The organism is Rhodonellum sp., from assembly GCF_030656585.1.
In the GTDB taxonomy this organism is placed as follows: domain Bacteria; phylum Bacteroidota; class Bacteroidia; order Cytophagales; family Cyclobacteriaceae; genus Rhodonellum; species Rhodonellum psychrophilum.
In genome coordinates this window covers 17,080-34,409 of record NZ_JAUSPP010000063.1, presented here as the reverse complement: position 1 = coordinate 34,409, position 17,330 = coordinate 17,080, and the positions used below count along the sequence as shown (strand labels likewise).

Here is a 17,330-nt window from a genome sequence, read left to right as displayed (position 1 = left end):
CAAATAAAAAATTCACTAAATTGGAACCATGAAAAAGCTTGTCATTATTCGCCACGCAAAATCTTCTTGGGAGAGTCCTTATCTTGATGATCATTCTAGACCATTGGCGGAAAGGGGCTTAAGAGATGCCCCAAAAATGGCAAAGAGATTGAAAAAGAAGGATATTATTCCAGATGCAATGCTTTCCTCGGATGCAGAAAGGGCAAAAAATACGGCATTGATCACGGCGGAAATCCTGGATTTCCCAAAAGCTAAAATTCATTTTACGTCCAGGCTTTTCCATTCCTTGGCCGATACGATATTCGACGAAATCAAAAAAACTGAGAACAAAGTTCAGACGCTATTTCTTTTTGGGCACAATCCAGGACTCAATGACTTGATCGAGAAGTTTGGAGGGAAAATCGACAATCTTCCTACATGTGGGCAATTCGGGTTGAATTTTGATGTGAATTCTTGGAAAGAAATCAGTCCTCAAAACGCCAAATTATGGTTTTTTGATTTCCCGAAGAATGATTAAAAATCCCTGACATCTTGAAGTACTTCTCCAAATTTTGAGGGATTCTCGATAAGGAACATTATTTTTTCTGCGGTTTGTTTGGGAGTACTCAACTCCTTATTGGCCTTTAATCCTTGGAATTTTGGAAGCGAGGTAAATCCTTCCAGCGGGGCAGAACGGATGTCTTCCTGCATTTTGGTGTCCACCACACCTGGCGATAGGGCAAAAAATAGGATCCCCGAGGATTGGATAAGCGCTTCTTTTTGGGCGATTTCCGTGAGCATGTTCAAGGCTGCTTTGGAGGCGCAATATCCTGACCAACCATCGACAGGCTTTTTAGCTGCTCCCGAACTGATATTGACTACAATTCTTTCAGCTTCTTTGGAACCTCCATATCTTTTGACAAATTCATTCATCAATAGGGCAGGAGCAAGCGTATTGATATTAAAAATATCTAGGATATTTTTTGGATCAAGTTTACCAAAATGATCTACTTGACCAATCCAACCCGCATTGTTGATCAAGATGATTTTCTCAAATGTCCCAGCAGGAAAAAATTCATCCCATCGATCACCAAGCACTTCCAAATTCCCAAGATCTAAAACAATGGGATGGAAATTTGGTGAATCCATTTTCATTTCGGACCTGGAAATTCCAATAATTTGGTTTTTCTTATCTTGAGAAAGCATTTCCACCAATGCTTTTCCAATTCCCTTGCTTGACCCAGTGATGATGTATAAAGTTGTTGGTTTCATATTGCCTTAGGTTTTGAGTTTAAAGATTCTCATTCATGTTGAGCTGTGATTTAACCCGGGTGATGCATTTCCAATTTTAATCCAGCCTTAAATGTTTTAATAATCATTCAGTTACCCATCATTTTTTACTTCACCCTATCGGTACGCTACTTTATACCCCAAATAGTCTGATTTTTTTGCAATTTCAATCCCATTTGAGAATATTTTGCATATTTCGGTTTTAAAAAATAGAAGTTACCACTGTAATGAAATAAAAGAGGGGCATTTTAGCCCCTCTTTTATCAAAGAATATATTGTGACAAATCCCTGTTTTTGACCAAGGAACTCAGCTTTTCCTGAACCATTTCTCTGGTGATCATGATTTTGGAATTGGCTTCTATGGTGTCCGGTACGTCGAAAAGGTAGTCATTGAGCAGGTGACTCATCACGGTATGCAATCTTCTTGCTCCGATGTTTTCCACATCTTCGTTGATTTTAAAGGCGAGTTTGGCAATTTCTTGCAGAGACTCATCATTGAAATCCAGATATACTTCTTCGGCCTCAAAAAGCGCTTGGTATTGTTTGGTCAAGGCATTTTTGGGTTCTTTCAGGATGCGATAAAAATCCTCCTCCGTCAAGCTGCTCAATTCTACGCGAATCGGGAATCTACCCTGCAATTCCGGGATCAGGTCTGAAGGTTTGCTAACATGAAAAGCTCCTGCTGCAATAAAGAGTACGTGATCCGTGTTGAGTATCCCGTATTTGGTGCTTACTGCACTTCCTTCCACGATAGGCAACAAATCCCTTTGCACGCCTTCTCGGCTTACATCTGGACCTCCGCCGCCCTTTCCACTTTTGGACGCGATTTTATCAATTTCATCGATAAAGATGATGCCATTGTTTTCAGCCAAACGAATGGCTTCTTCCTTAACCTCATCAAAATCAATCAGTTTTCCGGCTTCCTCTTCCATCAGTACCTTTCTGGCTTCGCCAATGGTAAGCTTACGTTTCTTGGTGCGTTTGGGCATCATGCCGCTGATCATTTCCTGTATTCCTGCCATACTGGCATCGTCCATCATGCCGTTGCCCATCATCCCAATACCCACTGGAGCGGATTGCTTCACGTTGATTTCTATCTTTCTGTCTTCCAGTTCTCCGTTTTTCAATTTCTCCCGGAAACGTTCTCGGGTCCTTTCGTTCAATTCATCCTCCGATGCATTTTCGGGGTTGAAATCACTCGGATTTGAAAGCGTTTGTCGATTGAAGCCCGCAGAAGCTTTTACGGGAGGAATCAAAATGTCCAAGATGATTTCCTCTACCGAATGGGCAGCTTTTTCCTTGACCTCTTCATTTTTCTTTTCCCTAACCAAGTGAATGGCTTGCTCAGCCAAATCCCTGACCATGCTTTCCACATCACGGCCCACATAACCCACTTCGGTGAATTTTGAAGCTTCCACTTTTGTGAAGGGTGCATTTGCGACTTTGGCCAACCTTCGGGCAATTTCGGTTTTACCGACACCGGTCGATCCGATCATCAAGATGTTGTTGGGAACGATATCCTTTTGGATGTCTGTTTTGACATTCATCCTCCGGATTCTGTTTCGAAGTGCGATCGCTACATTTCTTTTGGCATCGTGCTGTCCGATAATGTATTTATCCAATTCAGCTACGATTTGCCTTGGTGTCAAATCATTGATTTCGTTTCTCATATCTTATAACGTTAAAACGTTCGTTTTTCATTTATGGTAGTGGACACGCCGAAAATATTCGAACCGCCCGGTACATTGTAAAACATCCTAGAATAGGATAGTTCAAATTTCTTAACCCTAAAAGCAAAACCTCCCGAAAAACCGCCTGCACCGGCTCCAGAGGATGTTTCAAACTCTTTTCGAATCAAGTGATTATAACCCAGTCGCAAAGTGAAATGTTCACTGGGCAAAAGCTCCATTCCTATTACCACCCTCCTGAAGAATTTGTCCGCCGTACTGACACCTTCCCCATTCAGGAATGGGTCGGGAACAAAAAAACCCACTTCCCTGCTTTGTAAATTTCTCAGCGTCAAATGAAATCGAAATGGGGCAAACTCAGGTTTGTAACTCCCTCCGATCCTTAGATCTGTTGGAAGCTGCATTTTTTCTCCTTCAAAATAGGGGATTACCGTAAATCCGATATTCCGAGCATTGATTCCCAATACAATATCTTGATCGGGATGGACAAAATTGACACCGAAATCCAGTGCAATTGCATAGGCCTGATAACTTTCCAGAATTGAGCCCAATAGTTTGAAATTGGCTCCGTATCGGAATACGCCCTGTCCCATGCCATAGCCAATGGTCAATGCGAATTCACGTGCATTGAAATCTCCAGTCGGTATTCCCGATGGATCAAAACCATCAAATTTACCATAATCAAAATATTGCAAGCCGATCCCAATGATTCCTTTTTCGCCGTGGTTGAAATTGAATCCTACTGTTGCTACATGTATTCCTCCGGGGAAATTCAGGTAGTGAAAGGCCGGCATTCCTGTAGATCCACTATCGAGCAGTGCTGGATTGGCTAAAAACATCAAAGGATCATTTCCCGCAGTCAGATTTACACCTCCCAAACCTGCCAATTTGGTGAATGTGGGATTTTCAATGAAATTAAAGGAACGCCTATTGGCTTGTCCCCAGGAAAGGTGTTGGGCTGCCATATAGCAGCCCAACACCATCAGGTAGAGATATGGTTTTGTGTACTTCAAAATGCATTCATTTTGCCGTGCAGATTAGTACTGGGAAATAATCCTCAAGGGATTTATTCGTTCACGACGGCAACTCTATTGGGACTGTCGAAGGTGAATTTCATTGGATCATCCACTTTGGTCTTTAAAAGTGCAATTTCCAGAACCTCCTCTACTTTGTCCACAAAATGGAATGTGATTCCCTTGACGTATTGCTCATCAATCTCATCAATATCCCTTTTGTTTTTATGACAAAGCACGATTTCTTTCAATCCGGCTCTCCGGGCAGCAAGGATTTTTTCCTTGATACCTCCCACGGGCATCACTTTTCCGCGGAGGGTGATTTCACCAGTCATGGCCAATTTGGCTTTGACTTTTCTTTGGGAAAATACGGATGCCATGGCCGTCAGCATCGTGATTCCAGCCGAAGGTCCATCTTTAGGGACAGCACCTGCCGGCACGTGAATGTGAAGGTCGTATTGGTCAAATACCCTATAATCGATTCCGAATTTCTCGGCTTTGGATTTCAGGTAGGAAAGTGCCGTCACTGCAGATTCTTTCATCACTTCCCCAAGCTGACCGGATAGGGTCAACTTGCCTTTTCCCTTGCTCAGCGAGGTTTCGATAAAGAGAATTTCTCCTCCCACAGGTGTCCAGGCAAGGCCCGTGACCACGCCTGCAACGGTATTGTCCTGATACATTTCTTTGTCAAAAATCTCCCCGCCCAAAACTTTTCGGACCTGATCCGGGGTGATTTTCTTGGTGTATTCTTCCTCCATTGCGATGGATTTCGCGACGTTTCGGATCACTTTTCCAACCACCCTTTCGAGACTTCTCACACCGGATTCCCGGGTATAATCTTCAATGAGTTTTACAATGGCACTTCTTTCAAAAGTCACGTCCTTCCCTGTAATCCCATGCTCCTTCCGTTGCTTGGGAATAAGGTGTTTTTTTGCTATTTCAACCTTTTCATCCAAAGTATACCCTGTCACCTCGATGATTTCCATCCTGTCTCTAAGCGCAGGCTGTATGGTGTCCAGCGAGTTTGCAGTGGCGATGAACAGGACTTTGGACAAGTCATACTCCACCTCCAGATAGTTGTCAGTGAAGGTGCTGTTTTGTTCTGGATCCAACACCTCAAGGAAAGCAGAGGAAGGATCTCCCCTGAAATCGGAACTCAATTTATCGATCTCATCCAATACATAAACAGGATTGGATGTCTTTACTTTTTTCATGTTTTGGATAATCTTACCCGGCATTGCGCCTACGTAAGTCTTCCTGTGTCCTCTGATTTCGGCTTCGTCGTGAAGACCACCAAGGGACATTCTGATGTACTTTCTTCCCAATGCTGTGGCAATGGATTTTCCCAAGGAAGTCTTTCCAACACCTGGAGGTCCATAAAGACAGAGAATCGGACCTTTAAGGTCATTTTTTAATTTCAAAACGGCCAAATACTCGATGATCCGCTCCTTTACTTTCTCCAAACCGTGATGGTCCTTGTCCAAGATGGTTTTGGCTCTTTTGAGGTCAAAATTGTCTTTCGTGAATTCATTCCAAGGCAATTCCACCATAGTCTCTGCATAGTTCAGGGATATTGGATATTCGGCAGCAGATGGATTGATGCGCATTATTTTGTCCAGTTCCTTTGCAAAGTGTATGGCGACTTCTTTGGGCCACTTCTTCTTAGCGGCTTTTTTGCGAAGCTCATCCACTTCCTTTTCGGATCCTTCCTCGCCGAGTTCGGTTTGAAGGACCTTCATTTGTTGCCTCAGGAAGTAATCTCTTTGTTGTTGATCAATATCGGTATGGACCTTCTTCTGGATTTCGCTTTTCAGCTCCAGCATCTGAATGTCTTTCATCATAAATTCGAGCAAAAGCGTTGCCCGCTCGATACCGTCATTGATTTCCAAAAGCCGCTGTTTTGCTTCTACTGGAGCATTGATGTTAGAGGAAAGGAAATGGGTGAGAAATGCCGTGTTGTCGATATTGTCCAAGGCAACCTGGGCTTCCCTTGGAATTTCTGGATTGAGGTGGAGGATTTTTGCCGCAGCATCTTTTAAGGATTCTTCCAAAGCCTGTATTTTCTTGCTGTTTTTCGGGAAATTTTCTTCCAAATAATCTACTTTGGCAATAAAATAGGGATCATCGGTGATGGTTTCCTTGATTTTAAAGCGCTTTTTGCCTTGGATGATGATCGTCGTGTTGCCATCAGGCAATACGATCATCTTAATGATCTTGGCGACTGTACCCACCTGATGGATGTCTTCCCATGAGGGATCATCGTTGTTGGGGTTGATTTGGGCACAAACGCCGATATATTTATCTCCCTTTTGGGCTTTTTTGACCAATCTTATGGAGCGTTGCCTTCCCAAAGTGATGGGAATGACCACGCCGGGAAAAAGAACGGTATTTCTTACTGTTAGGATTGGGATTTCTTCTTGGTATTTTTCCAGTTGCAGAGGACTATCATCATCTTCATCCGTAATGAGTTGGATGAGTTCCCCCTCTCCTGAGTAATCCCCTACCATAAGCGCTTGATATAATTGATTTCCGAAATTGTTCATATAGACAATATGACAGTACAAATGTCATGTTAATTTTTATAGAATAGATAATCCCTCAATTTAAGAAGGTTTTTCATTTAATTTCAATGTATATGCCAATGTTGTTTTAGTAACAAATTGGCAGGGTTAGTTGATATTGTTTTATAATTAATTCAGAAGTTGTGTTTTTGTTTTCCAGCGGCCTCATTGCTTCCAATCTATAAGTTTTGTAGATGTCCCTAACTTTCCCAATAGCCCCATTTCGCCAGTAAAAAAAATCCATAAAACCGAGAATTTTGGATCTCTTTGGCCTTCAAGCCCGATAGCGAGAGAATTCGTCAAGGGGCAAAAACGGATAGTCAGAGTAGCATTAAAGGAAATGTTTTCCCCAAAATCTCCTTGGTTTTTTGGAAGGAGGGTGGGGTTGGGTCTGATAGGCTACGGGTCACATCAGGAATCCTGTTTACATTCAACCCGAAATATGCATTCGGTATCCAAATGAGAGCGAAACTGCAGGAAAACCAGACTATCGGGAGACTAATTCCTGACACCAATAGGGTGAAGTCAAAATCAATCAACACCTAATTGAATATCAGTTAATTACAATATTGAAATGAGTTCGTAATGCATAAAACGGGTTCAATTTCCCAAAGTGTTTTGGGATAGATCCCCCCTTGATTTTATAGAATCAGGATTAAAACCTGTTTTATGCGTTTCCAATTCTATTGCACCCTGAAATTGATGATTAATCAATCAGTTGTTTGCTGTTTTTGACTTCACCATTTCGGGACCAGGCCTTATTTCCCAAATGATCTGATTTTCTTGCAGTTTCAACCCCTTTGGGAAACGGAATGCATATTCCATCTAACTTGATTCAAGTTAGATGCGCTACGTTACTTTTCCAATGTCTTAGAATTCGGATTAAACCTACTTGTGAAACCAACCTCTATTCATGAATTGGATAGAGGGTTTATAAATGAATTCCTGGAAAGCTTTGTTACTCGGAATCGGGACAAATTAAAAAAAGCCGTTGGGATCTACTTCCCAACGGCTTTTTTTAATTATTTGATCAGTTTCTTTTCAAAGATTAAGACCCGGTAAACAATTTTAAAATATCGTTTCCGATGGCGAAGACCATCAAGGCAAGCAATAGGACCATTCCTACTTTTTGGGCATTTTCAAGGAACTTATCGGAAGGCGATCTGCCTGAAATCATTTCATACAAAAGGAACATTACATGCCCACCATCCAAAGCGGGGATTGGCAAAAGGTTCATAAAGGCGAGGATCATGGAGATCAAACCTGTGATCGTCCAAAATTTGACCCAATCCCACTGATTTCCATAGATTTGAGCCATTCCAATAGGGCCACTGACATTCTTGGCGGAGACTTCTCCTGTAAACATTTTGCCCAGGGCTTTTGCATTCACGATGACCACACCGAAGGCCCTTTGGGTTCCTTTTGCAATCGATTCACCGATTGCATATTTTTTCACAACGGGGGAGAGCAAAGAATTGATCGCAATCCCAATGGTTCCTTCCTCCGAAACGTCTGCAGTTTTCGATAGAATTTCACCGTTTCTTTGGATGGTCAATTCTGCTTTTTCACCTTTCAATTCACCCAATGAAGTTTGGAGTTCATTGAAGTATTCTATCGGACGATCGTTGACTGCAATGATTTTATCGCCTTTTTGGAGTCCGATAGCCTCAGCTGCACTTTTGGGAGCCACCTCTTGAATTTCAAAAGGAAACCTGATGTTGATGAATTTGGACATGCTTTCCTCGTTGGAAAACGAGTTGATGAAGCCTCTTGGAATATCGATTTTGACGACTTCTCCTCCACGATCCACAGAGTAATATCCACCGCTGCTCAATAATGCTTCGCCACCGCTCAGCTCATTGATGCTCACATACGGTTGCCCGTTGATGTCCAATACTTTGTCACCATCTTGGAAGCCAATTTGTTGTCCGATTTCATAGGCGACAATTCCGTTCTCAATCACTTGATCCCTGGAATAGTAGGTTTCTCCTCTTTGGTGAACCAGCACTACAAAGATGATGATACCGGTCACTACGTTGACAATAATACCACCCAGCATGACAATCAATCGCTGCCAAGCTGGTTTTGAGCGGAACTCCCAGGGTTGGGGTTCTGCTGAAAGCTGATCTTTGTCCATAGATTCATCCACCATTCCGGAGATTTTGACAAATCCGCCCAGAGGGATGGCTCCTATGGAATATTCCGTTTCTCCCCATTGGAATCCGATGATTTTTGGAGGGAATCCAATGGAAAATTTTTCTACTCTCATGCCAAACATCTTGGCGGTAAGAAGGTGGCCCAACTCATGCAAGCCGACCAAAATTGACAAACCCAGTAACAACTGGCCCACCATAATCAATGTATCCATTATACTTTACTCTTTATAAGTTTCTGTGTGATGATTCTGGACATTTTGTCCGTTTCTATGAAATCTTCCAAGGAAGGTTTCGGTATAAAATCCATCTTTACCATCGTTTCTGCGATAAGATCGGACATTTCCAAGAACCCAACCTCTTCCCTCAAAAATGCGGCCACAGCGATTTCGTTCGCAGCGTTCAAGATGCAAGGTGCATTTCCGCCTTTTTCCATGGCATCAAATGCAAGTTGAAGGTTTTGGAAGGTCTCAAAGTCAGGTTGTTCGAAGGTCAAATTGGGGTATTGGGCAAAATTGAATCGCGGGAAATCCGCCTTCAATCTCTCTGGATAACTCAATGCAAACTGAATGGGAATACGCATATCCGGCAATCCAAGTTGTGCTTTAATGGATCCATCCTCAAATTGGATCAAGGAATGGACGATGGATTGCGGGTGAACGATCACCTCAATCTGCTCGGATCTCAATCCGAAAAGCCATTTGGCCTCTATCACCTCTAGACCCTTGTTCATCATGGATGCTGAATCAATGGTGATTTTGGCGCCCATATCCCAGTTGGGATGTTTGAGGGCTTGAGCCTTCGTGACGGTTTCCAGGAATTTCCGGTCCTTGCCGCGGAAGGGGCCGCCGGAGGCTGTAAGAATGATTTTTTCTATTGGGTTGTGGAATTCCCCCACCAGGCATTGAAAAATTGCAGAATGCTCAGAATCAACCGGATAAATATTGACGGCATATTCTTTGGCAAGTTTCGTGATCATTTCGCCGGCGACCACCAAGGTTTCTTTGTTGGCCAAGGCGATTTGTTTGCCGCTTTTGATGGCATGTATGGTCGGGATCAATCCGGAATATCCCACCAAAGCCGTGAGGACCACATCGATGGTGTCCATTTCCACTACCTGATTCAGTGCCTTTTCACCTGTGTAAACCTTTATGTTTATGGGAAGAAGCGCTTCTTTTACCTTTGGATAATGGTCTTCATTGACAATGACCACACAATTGGGGAGAAATTCCCTCGCTTGGGCGATCAGCAAATTCGCATTGTTTTGGGCCGTTAGGACTTCAACCTCAAATTTATCCAGGTGGTTTTTGATCACCTCCAAGGTTTGGGTTCCGATGCTGCCTGTTGAGCCAAGAATGGCAATTCGTTTTTTTTCTGACATGAAATCCTATTGTGTCGATTTGGGCTTATTCTTGAAGGAAAGTGTTTTGAATCCTAAATGTTTTATGCTTTCAAAATGACAAAATTACAACGATCAAAGACTTTTCCTTGCTATTTCCCCTATCATTTCGAAATATCGTATTTTCGGATCAGAAATTTCCCTATTTCGTGTTAACATCAAAATTTAAATTTCGTTATGAAAATTATGATGAAAAATTTAAAATTTGCCATTTTGGCATTTATGTCCGGATTATTGGGTGCTTGGGCTTTCCACCAATTCGCAGATGAATTTTCAGGAAACACCAATATTTCACAAGATCAATTTCCCCAAGCAGAAAATTTCCAGGTAAATTATGCAGATCAAATCCAGCCGAACATTTCAACCATTCCTGTTTCCTTCGTGGAAGCTTCACTGAAAAGCACCCCTTCGGTGGTTTTTATCAAGAATTTTTCGGGCTCGGATACAAGAAGGTATAGTATTTTCGACTATTTTTTTGGTACTGGTCCCACCCAAAGGGTGAGCACTGGTTCCGGTGTGATCATCAGTAAGGATGGATATATCATCACAAATAACCACGTAATAGAACGTGCAGAAACCATTGAAGTGGTACATCAAAAAAGAACATATCCTGCCAAACTGATAGGGACCGATAAAAACACGGACATAGCGGTACTGAAAGTCGAAACCCGAGACCTGCCCGCAATCACCCTGGGCAGTAGCCGAGAACTCAAAATTGGGGAGTGGGTGATCGCCGTGGGGAATCCATTTAACCTGACGTCCACAGTGACTGCAGGGATTGTCTCGGCGAAGGAAAGACAAATCAACATATTGGGAGGAGAATTTCCTTTGGAATCCTTTATCCAGACAGATGCCCCGATCAATCCGGGAAATTCCGGTGGTGCGCTTGTAAACATCAGGGGAGAATTGGTGGGGATCAACACTGCCATTTTGTCTCGAACAGGGTCTTATACAGGATATGGGTTTGCAGTTCCCGGCGATATTGCGATGAAGATCGCGAATGATCTGATCAAGTTCGGCGAGGTTCAAAAAGCATTTTTGGGAGCGGACGTGGTTGAATTGACTCCGGAACTTGCCGAAGAAATGAAACTCAAGACTTTGGATGGAGTGATTGCCGTTCATGTTTTGGGTGGCGGCTCTGCCGAAAAAGCGGGTATCCGAAAGAATGATTTGATTACCCAAATTGAAAGTGTACCCATCACGGGGAAAGGGAGTTTTGAGGAAGTGCTTTCCTATTACTATCCGGGGAATCAGATAAATGTAAAATTGATTCGAAACAATGAGGTCAAAAATCTATCATTGACTCTGCAGAATTTGGAGGGAGGAACAGGGGTTTTGATCAGGGAGTTTTATACCTCAGAACTTCTCGGTGCAAGGCTTGAATCGGTGAATGCCATTGACCGGGACAGATTGAAAATCAGCTTTGGTATCAAAATCACGGGTTTGACAAGGGGATATTTAAGGGAGTTGGGTTTGAATGAAGGTTTTGTCATTACTAAGGTCAATGGCGAACAAGCCCGTGATCCCAAGGACGTGGGTGTGTTTCTGGAGAAATTCAGTGGCCGATTGCTTTTGGAAGGATTTGCGCCAAATGGACAGCCATTTATGCAGTCGTATAGTGTGAGATAGGTATATTCAGATGATTTATTGTGTTTATAAGCTTGTTTTAGAAAGTGTTTTCTGCCTAATCCCTTGGAATTGGAGGGGTATTTTGTTAAACTCGAAATATGCAACAGGTTTTCAATGAGGTTGAAACGGCAAGAAAATCAAGCTGTTTGGAGCATAAGGGACAGTACCGATGTGGTGAAATCAAAAATAGAAAACAGCCCACTGATGAGGAGGTGATTACAGGCTGAAATGGAATTGGAAATGTATTACAGGGGTTGAATTTTATAAAACAAAGAAAAGATGAAGGTATTGCCCAGAAGTGTCGAAAAATGCCTAGCCGATTATAAAGATTCCTTGGAGGAATTAAAGGACATCCGTGATCTGGCAAAATCCAAGGGCTTAAATGAGAAATTGGAACAAAAAATCATCAGGGTTTTTGAAATCACCCATGAATTGGCGCTCACTACAATAGGTGAATATTTCAAAAAAGAAGGTAGAAAGCCATTCTCCGGATCCAGGGATGCGACCGTTGATGCATTTCATGAAGATTTGATCGATGATGGGGAAGGTTGGTTGGATATGATCATCTGTAGGATCAAATACAATCCAATTTACCCAGAGGATTATCAGCCTGTCTTGGTCCAAAACATCCTTGGGAGATACATTAAATTGTTCGAGAATTTTGAGAGAAAGATGTCTGCTAAATTGGGTGATTGAATGGTATCCCATGATTTATTCAGGAGATAATTTTTTTTTCAATTAATTTACAATGGTTTGTAGCGGAATGACAAAATCTTGCGTCATGAATACATAAGCTTTTTATTTTTGAAATTTGACATGCCACAAACTATGAAAAAGACGCTACTTCCTCTCTTCAATTGGCCATTGGGAATTGTTTTTTCCTTGATGCTGATTCTGACCCTTCCCTCCTGTCAAGATCAGGTAGACAGTACATATACTTATCGGACCCAATATCCGGTTTTTATGCAAATGAGCACTTTTCGGGAAGCGGATATCATTATCGGGCCTGGAAAACAACTTGAAAATCCAGGGAAAATTTACATTTATGGCGATTTTCTTCTGATCAATGAACCCCAAAAAGGCATTCATGTCATTGACAACACCAATCCTTCCAACCCGATAGGGATGAATTTTATCAATATTCCCGGAAACGTGGATCTAGCCGTCAATGCCAATATTTTGTATGCGGACAGTTATGTGGATTTATTGGCTTTCGACATCACCAACCCACGGGACATCAAAAAGATCAAAAGGGTGGAGGACGTTTTTGAACACATGTACACTGATTTGGCCACCAGTACTTTTATGACATTCAAGGATACGGTCATGACTTACGAATCAGGATTTATGAGAGGCTGGGGAGGAGGCTGGGGAGTTATGAATGATTCCAGAGCCTTTAGTTCTTCCTCCGGAGGTGGCGAAAGTTATGGTCAGGGTGGATCAATGGCCAGATTTACACTCATGAGTGGACATCTTTATGCCGTGGACGAAACCAAGCTTCGGGTGTTTGATGTCCAAACTGCGACGGATCCAAAATATTTGGAAAACTTTCAGTTGGGTTGGGGAATAGAAACGATTTTCCCTTTCAAAGGAAATCTTTTTATCGGATCCACCACAGGAATGCATATTTATGATGCAAGTGTTCCCTCCAAGCCCAAATTGATGTCGGTATATGCACATCTCACCGCGTGCGACCCCGTTGTGGTCAACGATCAATATGCATTTGTGACTTTAAGATCAGGAATGACCTGCAGACAAGGAGTAGACCAACTCCAGGTTCTCGATATTACAGATCTTTATAATCCTCAATTATTGAAGGCCTATCCGATGGAAAACCCGCATGGATTGGCACTGTCGGGAGATTATCTTTATTTGGCAGAAGGTAATTCGGGTTTAAAAAGTTTTCAAGTGGCTGATGTTTTCAAAATTGCCGAGAATCAATTGGAACACCTCAGGTCCATGAAGTCCGTGGATATTATTCCGGGACCCAAATCCCTGATCGTCATCGGTCCGGATGGTGTTTGCCAGTTTGATTATTCCAATCCAAAGAAATTGAAAAGCCTGAGTTGCATCCAAGTCAAAAATCAAATCGTAGTTTAATAAATTTATAAACCCCTTTTGGACAATTCGTTCGAAAGGGGCTTGTTTTTTTCAGGTCAAAAACCCCATGGTTAGATATTTCATCCTTACGATTTTTGTCGTTTTTATAACCTTTGGAGCCCAATCCCAATCACCCGTATATGTCAATCATACCGAGATTGGACCTATGTTCGGGAAAAGCAACGATTACGATTACCGGGTCAATTTTTCCATCCAGACCTTCAATGGTGTAAAAATCAACCCCAACCATGAAGTGGGTTTTTTGGTCGGTTTGGATACTTATTCGGGTTTGAACTTGATGCCTTTAGCTCTGGGTTGGCGGGGAATCCGGGAAAAGGGAAAAAGAACATCTCCCTATCTGAGTTTGGATTTGGGTTATGGGTCTGCGTTGTTGGAAAAAAGAGATAGACAGGGCCAAAGGGAATCTTGGTACGAAGGTGGTTCCTTATTTAGCCCAGCGATAGGTCTTAGACGGAAATCAAGAGGTGGGAAATCCGCCTTTTCATGGAGTTTGGGTTTCAAGCGCCAAGGTGCTTCTTTTTATGAGGGCGTCAGAGGGGGAGGGCTTTCCACTGGATTTTCAGAGGGCAGACTTCCGCTGGGATTTATTTCTGTTCGTGAAGAAAATTATGTGTTCAACAGTCTTTTGCTGAAGTGGGGTCTCGTTTTTTGAATTTTGGATTTTTTTAAACGTCTGATAGATTGCCAATTCTATTCCAGTCTGAAATTAATTACCAGTCATTTAGTTATTTATAATTTTTGAATTCACGACATCGGTCATTCACGTTATTCCCCAAACAGCCTGATTTTCTTGCGATTTCAATCGAATTGGATTTCCTAATGCCTGTTTCGGATTTAAACCTACACACAAAAGACTTTTTTATATCAATCAAAAAATGGAGGGGGGAAACCATTTCGGCTAACCATTGGATCAAGCCACATTTATGAAAACCCAACATGAGAAAATCATTTGTCCTGGGTGAATAAAAAGAAAAGATCCAACCTTAGTTACATTTTTCTATGTTATTTTTGGTTTCGATAAAAAAGAAAATGCTCGAAGTAAACGGATTGATCAAAAAATACGACAAGCAAAATGCCGTCAACAACATCACTTTTTCCTTGCAAGGCGGGGAAGTCGTAGGGCTTCTTGGTCCCAATGGAGCAGGAAAGAGTACCACGATGAAATGCATCGTCGGTCTTTTGAGAAAGACAGCAGGAGAGGTTTCCATCGGTGGTTATGACCATCTTTCCATGGAAGCCAAGAAATTGTTTTCATATATCCCCGAGACCCCAAATATTTATGACTTGCTGACTGTTCGGGAGCATATGCAATTTATCGCCCAAGCATACGGCGTTAAGGATTGGAAGGAGCGAGCGGAGGTCTATTTTGAAATGTATGATCTGGCTGACAAGCAGGACAAACTCGGTAGGGATTTGTCCAAGGGCATGAAGCAGAAGGTTTCCATTTGTTGTGCCTTGCTCCCTGATCCCCGGATTTTGTTTTTTGACGAACCGATGATCGGTTTGGATCCGAAAGCCATCAAAAACACCAAAAAGATTTTTAAAACACTCAAAGAGGAGGGGAAGACCATCCTGGTAAGTACCCATCTGATGGAAAGTGTGGAGACCATCGCCGACAGGATCATGATCATGAAGGAAGGCAATATTATCGGGAATGATACTTTGTCGAATTTGAAAGCAAATTTTAATGGCGGAAATGATTCCACTTTGGAGGATCTATTTTTAGAATTGACAAAAGATGAATGAGTTCAAATTACTGTTGAGAAAGGATCTCTTTATCCTGATCAACAATCTCAAACTGATCCTGAAAAACCCGGTTAGGCTTTTGCCCTATGCAGCTTTTGTGGGCTATGTTAGTTTTATTTACATTTCACGAAGCCGCAATAGGGTTGAAAATGAATCCGTGAATATGGATGAAGTGAATGATGCTTTGGCCGGTTCGGAGAAGGTGGATTATATCTTCCAGAGTATTACGGGGGGAATCACGCTTTTGGTGCTTGCCTTCTTTATTTTTCAATTGTTCAGGGCGACAAAGAAAAACGTCAGTTTTTTCACCATGGCAGACGTCAACCTCCTCTTTACTTCACCTGTTTCCCCTTCCAATATTTTGATTTATTACATGGTCAGGTCCTTGCTCCCGGCCATCGGTGGAAGTTTGATTTTCTTGGCCTATGGCGGGAGTCAATTGGCTGGGACCTTTGATTTGACCACTTCAAACATTACTTTCATGGCGATTGGGATTGCCTTGTTTTTTTTCATGCTTTCCCCGATCAAGTTTTTGATCTATACCTTAAATACCAAGTACGGCATCTTGCCCACCATTAAAAAAGGAGTATTTGCAATGGCTGTGCTTTTGGGTTTGATGGTGCTGATACCTGGCCTGATGGCCGAAAAATTCTGGCAGGGAATGTTTGCTTGGATTGGTTCGAAATGGTTTGATTTCTTCCCGATTGTGGGTTGGAGCCGAGGGATTTTCACTTTTCTCACGCATGAAAATCCTTGGATTGCTTTGGGCTTTATCCTTTTATATGGAATGGCCTTTTTCTTGATTCTCAAATTGGTCATCCTGCATTCGGGGGCCTACTATGAGGATGTATTGGATTCCACTCAATCCAACGAAGAGGTAAAAGAAAAAGCCAAAGGGAAAAAACAGATGTCTGAGTCGAATTTCAGCCTCAATGCAGGAAAAAAACTGGATTTGGCAGACTTTGGGACAGGCGCAAAAGCTTTATTTTGGAGAAATTATGTGCACAGCTCCAGGCAGGACTTTCATCCATTGTTTGGTCTTTATAGTTTGATCATGGTGGCTCTGGGGATTGTGTTTGCGGTGTTGTCACTTTTTGAATGGTTTCCGCATCAAGTGATCTATGGATATCTTCTTTTCCTCATTTTCATTTACTTTATTGCAGGAATGGGCAAGACCAATGTTGGGGATTTGAAAAAACCATTTTTCATCCTCATTCCGGCAAGTTGGTCTTCCAAATTTTGGAATATGATCAAACTGGATGTCTATCAAATGCTGCTATTCTCAGTTGTCTTGATCGTCCCCACCGTCTTGATTGCTTCTCTGCATTGGGCCCTGATTCCCATTTTCCTGTTTTGTATGGTGGCTTTTTATCTGACGGGTTTTTCGATTAGTCTTTCCACCACGGTGGGTTTTGATGAAGGTTGGGATCGGAAGCTGATCAAGCCATTGATCATCGGTGGTGTGTTGATCTTTGGGATAGTGCCCTCACTTGGCGTAGGCATATTTCTCTTTATCGTTTCCAAGCAGTTTGTTTTTGGGATGTTGGGCATCTCGGTGGGGATGGCAATTGTTGCTGCAGTGATGCTGAATCTCACCTTGGATATCGTCAAGAGAGTGGAATTCAAGGAGGTTTGAGGAATGAAATAGAATTGTTTTGATTTTCAAAAGGCTCCCTCGGTCTGGTAAACTCCAATTGGAGTACAAAATATTATTTGGAAAAAAACAGGGTGCTATTCAAGGCGCTGAAAAT

The 17,330-nt window shown here is 42.3% G+C and carries 13 protein-coding genes; 7 read left to right on the top strand and 6 right to left on the bottom strand.

Translation table 11 applies throughout. The annotated features are described in order from the left end of the window. Positions 1 to 28: 28 nt before the first annotated feature. Positions 29 to 517 carry a histidine phosphatase family protein gene (locus tag Q7J63_RS15970; RefSeq protein ID WP_304887567.1) on the top strand — a complete coding sequence of 163 codons (489 nt, stop codon included), beginning with the start codon at positions 29 to 31 and terminating at the stop codon, positions 515 to 517. On the opposite strand, the gene Q7J63_RS15965 is transcribed toward Q7J63_RS15970, so the two are convergent. The 6 genes from Q7J63_RS15965 to Q7J63_RS15940 all read right to left on the bottom strand — a co-directional run bounded on the left by Q7J63_RS15965 (position 514) and on the right by Q7J63_RS15940 (position 10,065). Then, entirely contained in the window at positions 514 to 1,251 is a 738-nt protein-coding gene (locus Q7J63_RS15965) for an SDR family NAD(P)-dependent oxidoreductase (protein WP_304887566.1), read from the bottom strand. The genes Q7J63_RS15970 and Q7J63_RS15965 overlap by 4 nt on opposite strands. 281 nt (positions 1,252 to 1,532) lie before the next feature. Further along, a complete protein-coding gene (hslU, locus tag Q7J63_RS15960; RefSeq protein ID WP_019598001.1) occupies positions 1,533 to 2,939 on the bottom strand; it encodes an ATP-dependent protease ATPase subunit HslU in 1,407 nt (468 codons plus the stop codon). 11 nt (positions 2,940 to 2,950) lie between these two features. Continuing rightward, on the bottom strand, positions 2,951 to 3,970 hold the full coding sequence (gene porQ, locus Q7J63_RS15955; RefSeq protein WP_304887565.1) for a type IX secretion system protein PorQ: 1,020 nt from the start codon (positions 3,968 to 3,970) through the stop codon (positions 2,951 to 2,953). A 53-nt stretch (positions 3,971 to 4,023) separates the two neighbouring features. Further along, complete coding sequence (gene lon, locus Q7J63_RS15950) at positions 4,024 to 6,513, bottom strand: endopeptidase La (protein WP_019597999.1); 2,490 nt, start codon at positions 6,511 to 6,513, stop codon at positions 4,024 to 4,026. A 1,066-nt stretch (positions 6,514 to 7,579) separates the two neighbouring features. Beyond that, positions 7,580 to 8,899 (bottom strand): RIP metalloprotease RseP, encoded by a 1,320-nt coding sequence (rseP, locus tag Q7J63_RS15945; RefSeq protein WP_304887562.1) that lies wholly within the window; start codon positions 8,897 to 8,899, stop codon positions 7,580 to 7,582. Next, complete coding sequence (locus Q7J63_RS15940; RefSeq protein ID WP_304887561.1) at positions 8,899 to 10,065, bottom strand: 1-deoxy-D-xylulose-5-phosphate reductoisomerase; 1,167 nt, start codon at positions 10,063 to 10,065, stop codon at positions 8,899 to 8,901. Before Q7J63_RS15940 ends, rseP begins: the two co-directional genes overlap by 1 nt. 207 nt (positions 10,066 to 10,272) lie before the next feature. On the opposite strand from Q7J63_RS15940, the gene Q7J63_RS15935 reads away from it, so the two are divergent. From Q7J63_RS15935 to Q7J63_RS15910, 6 genes are all read left to right on the top strand, one after another. Further along, complete coding sequence (locus tag Q7J63_RS15935) at positions 10,273 to 11,712, top strand: S1C family serine protease (RefSeq protein ID WP_370691923.1); 1,440 nt, start codon at positions 10,273 to 10,275, stop codon at positions 11,710 to 11,712. 279 nt (positions 11,713 to 11,991) lie between these two features. After that, positions 11,992 to 12,408, top strand: a complete 417-nt coding sequence (locus tag Q7J63_RS15930) for a nucleotidyltransferase substrate binding protein (RefSeq protein WP_019597993.1) — start codon at positions 11,992 to 11,994, stop codon at positions 12,406 to 12,408. A 132-nt stretch (positions 12,409 to 12,540) separates the two neighbouring features. Continuing rightward, positions 12,541 to 13,812, top strand: a complete 1,272-nt coding sequence (locus Q7J63_RS15925; protein WP_304887556.1) for an LVIVD repeat-containing protein — start codon at positions 12,541 to 12,543, stop codon at positions 13,810 to 13,812. 67 nt (positions 13,813 to 13,879) lie between these two features. After that, a complete protein-coding gene (locus Q7J63_RS15920; protein WP_304887554.1) occupies positions 13,880 to 14,485 on the top strand; it encodes a hypothetical protein in 606 nt (201 codons plus the stop codon). Between the two features lie 377 nt (positions 14,486 to 14,862). Next, positions 14,863 to 15,579 carry an ABC transporter ATP-binding protein gene (locus tag Q7J63_RS15915; RefSeq protein WP_304887552.1) on the top strand — a complete coding sequence of 239 codons (717 nt, stop codon included), beginning with the start codon at positions 14,863 to 14,865 and terminating at the stop codon, positions 15,577 to 15,579. After that, a complete protein-coding gene (locus tag Q7J63_RS15910; RefSeq protein WP_304887550.1) occupies positions 15,572 to 17,215 on the top strand; it encodes a putative ABC exporter domain-containing protein in 1,644 nt (547 codons plus the stop codon). Before Q7J63_RS15915 ends, Q7J63_RS15910 begins: the two co-directional genes overlap by 8 nt. The last annotated feature ends 115 nt before the right edge of the window (positions 17,216 to 17,330 follow it).

Bases quoted from the DNA above. Each gene is read 5' to 3' on its own strand.
- Q7J63_RS15970 (WP_304887567.1), top strand. From the start codon at position 29: ATGAAAAAGCTTGTCATTATTCGCCACGCAAAATCTTCTTGGGAGAGT.
- Q7J63_RS15965 (WP_304887566.1), bottom strand. From the start codon at position 1,251: ATGAAACCAACAACTTTATACATCATCACTGGGTCAAGCAAGGGAATT.
- hslU (WP_019598001.1), bottom strand. From the start codon at position 2,939: ATGAGAAACGAAATCAATGATTTGACACCAAGGCAAATCGTAGCTGAA.
- lon (WP_019597999.1), bottom strand. From the start codon at position 6,513: ATGAACAATTTCGGAAATCAATTATATCAAGCGCTTATGGTAGGGGAT.
- rseP (WP_304887562.1), bottom strand. From the start codon at position 8,899: ATGGATACATTGATTATGGTGGGCCAGTTGTTACTGGGTTTGTCAATT.
- Q7J63_RS15940 (WP_304887561.1), bottom strand. From the start codon at position 10,065: ATGTCAGAAAAAAAACGAATTGCCATTCTTGGCTCAACAGGCAGCATC.
- Q7J63_RS15935 (WP_370691923.1), top strand. From the start codon at position 10,273: ATGAAAAATTTAAAATTTGCCATTTTGGCATTTATGTCCGGATTATTG.
- Q7J63_RS15930 (WP_019597993.1), top strand. From the start codon at position 11,992: ATGAAGGTATTGCCCAGAAGTGTCGAAAAATGCCTAGCCGATTATAAA.
- Q7J63_RS15925 (WP_304887556.1), top strand. From the start codon at position 12,541: ATGAAAAAGACGCTACTTCCTCTCTTCAATTGGCCATTGGGAATTGTT.
- Q7J63_RS15920 (WP_304887554.1), top strand. From the start codon at position 13,880: ATGGTTAGATATTTCATCCTTACGATTTTTGTCGTTTTTATAACCTTT.
- Q7J63_RS15915 (WP_304887552.1), top strand. From the start codon at position 14,863: ATGCTCGAAGTAAACGGATTGATCAAAAAATACGACAAGCAAAATGCC.
- Q7J63_RS15910 (WP_304887550.1), top strand. From the start codon at position 15,572: ATGAATGAGTTCAAATTACTGTTGAGAAAGGATCTCTTTATCCTGATC.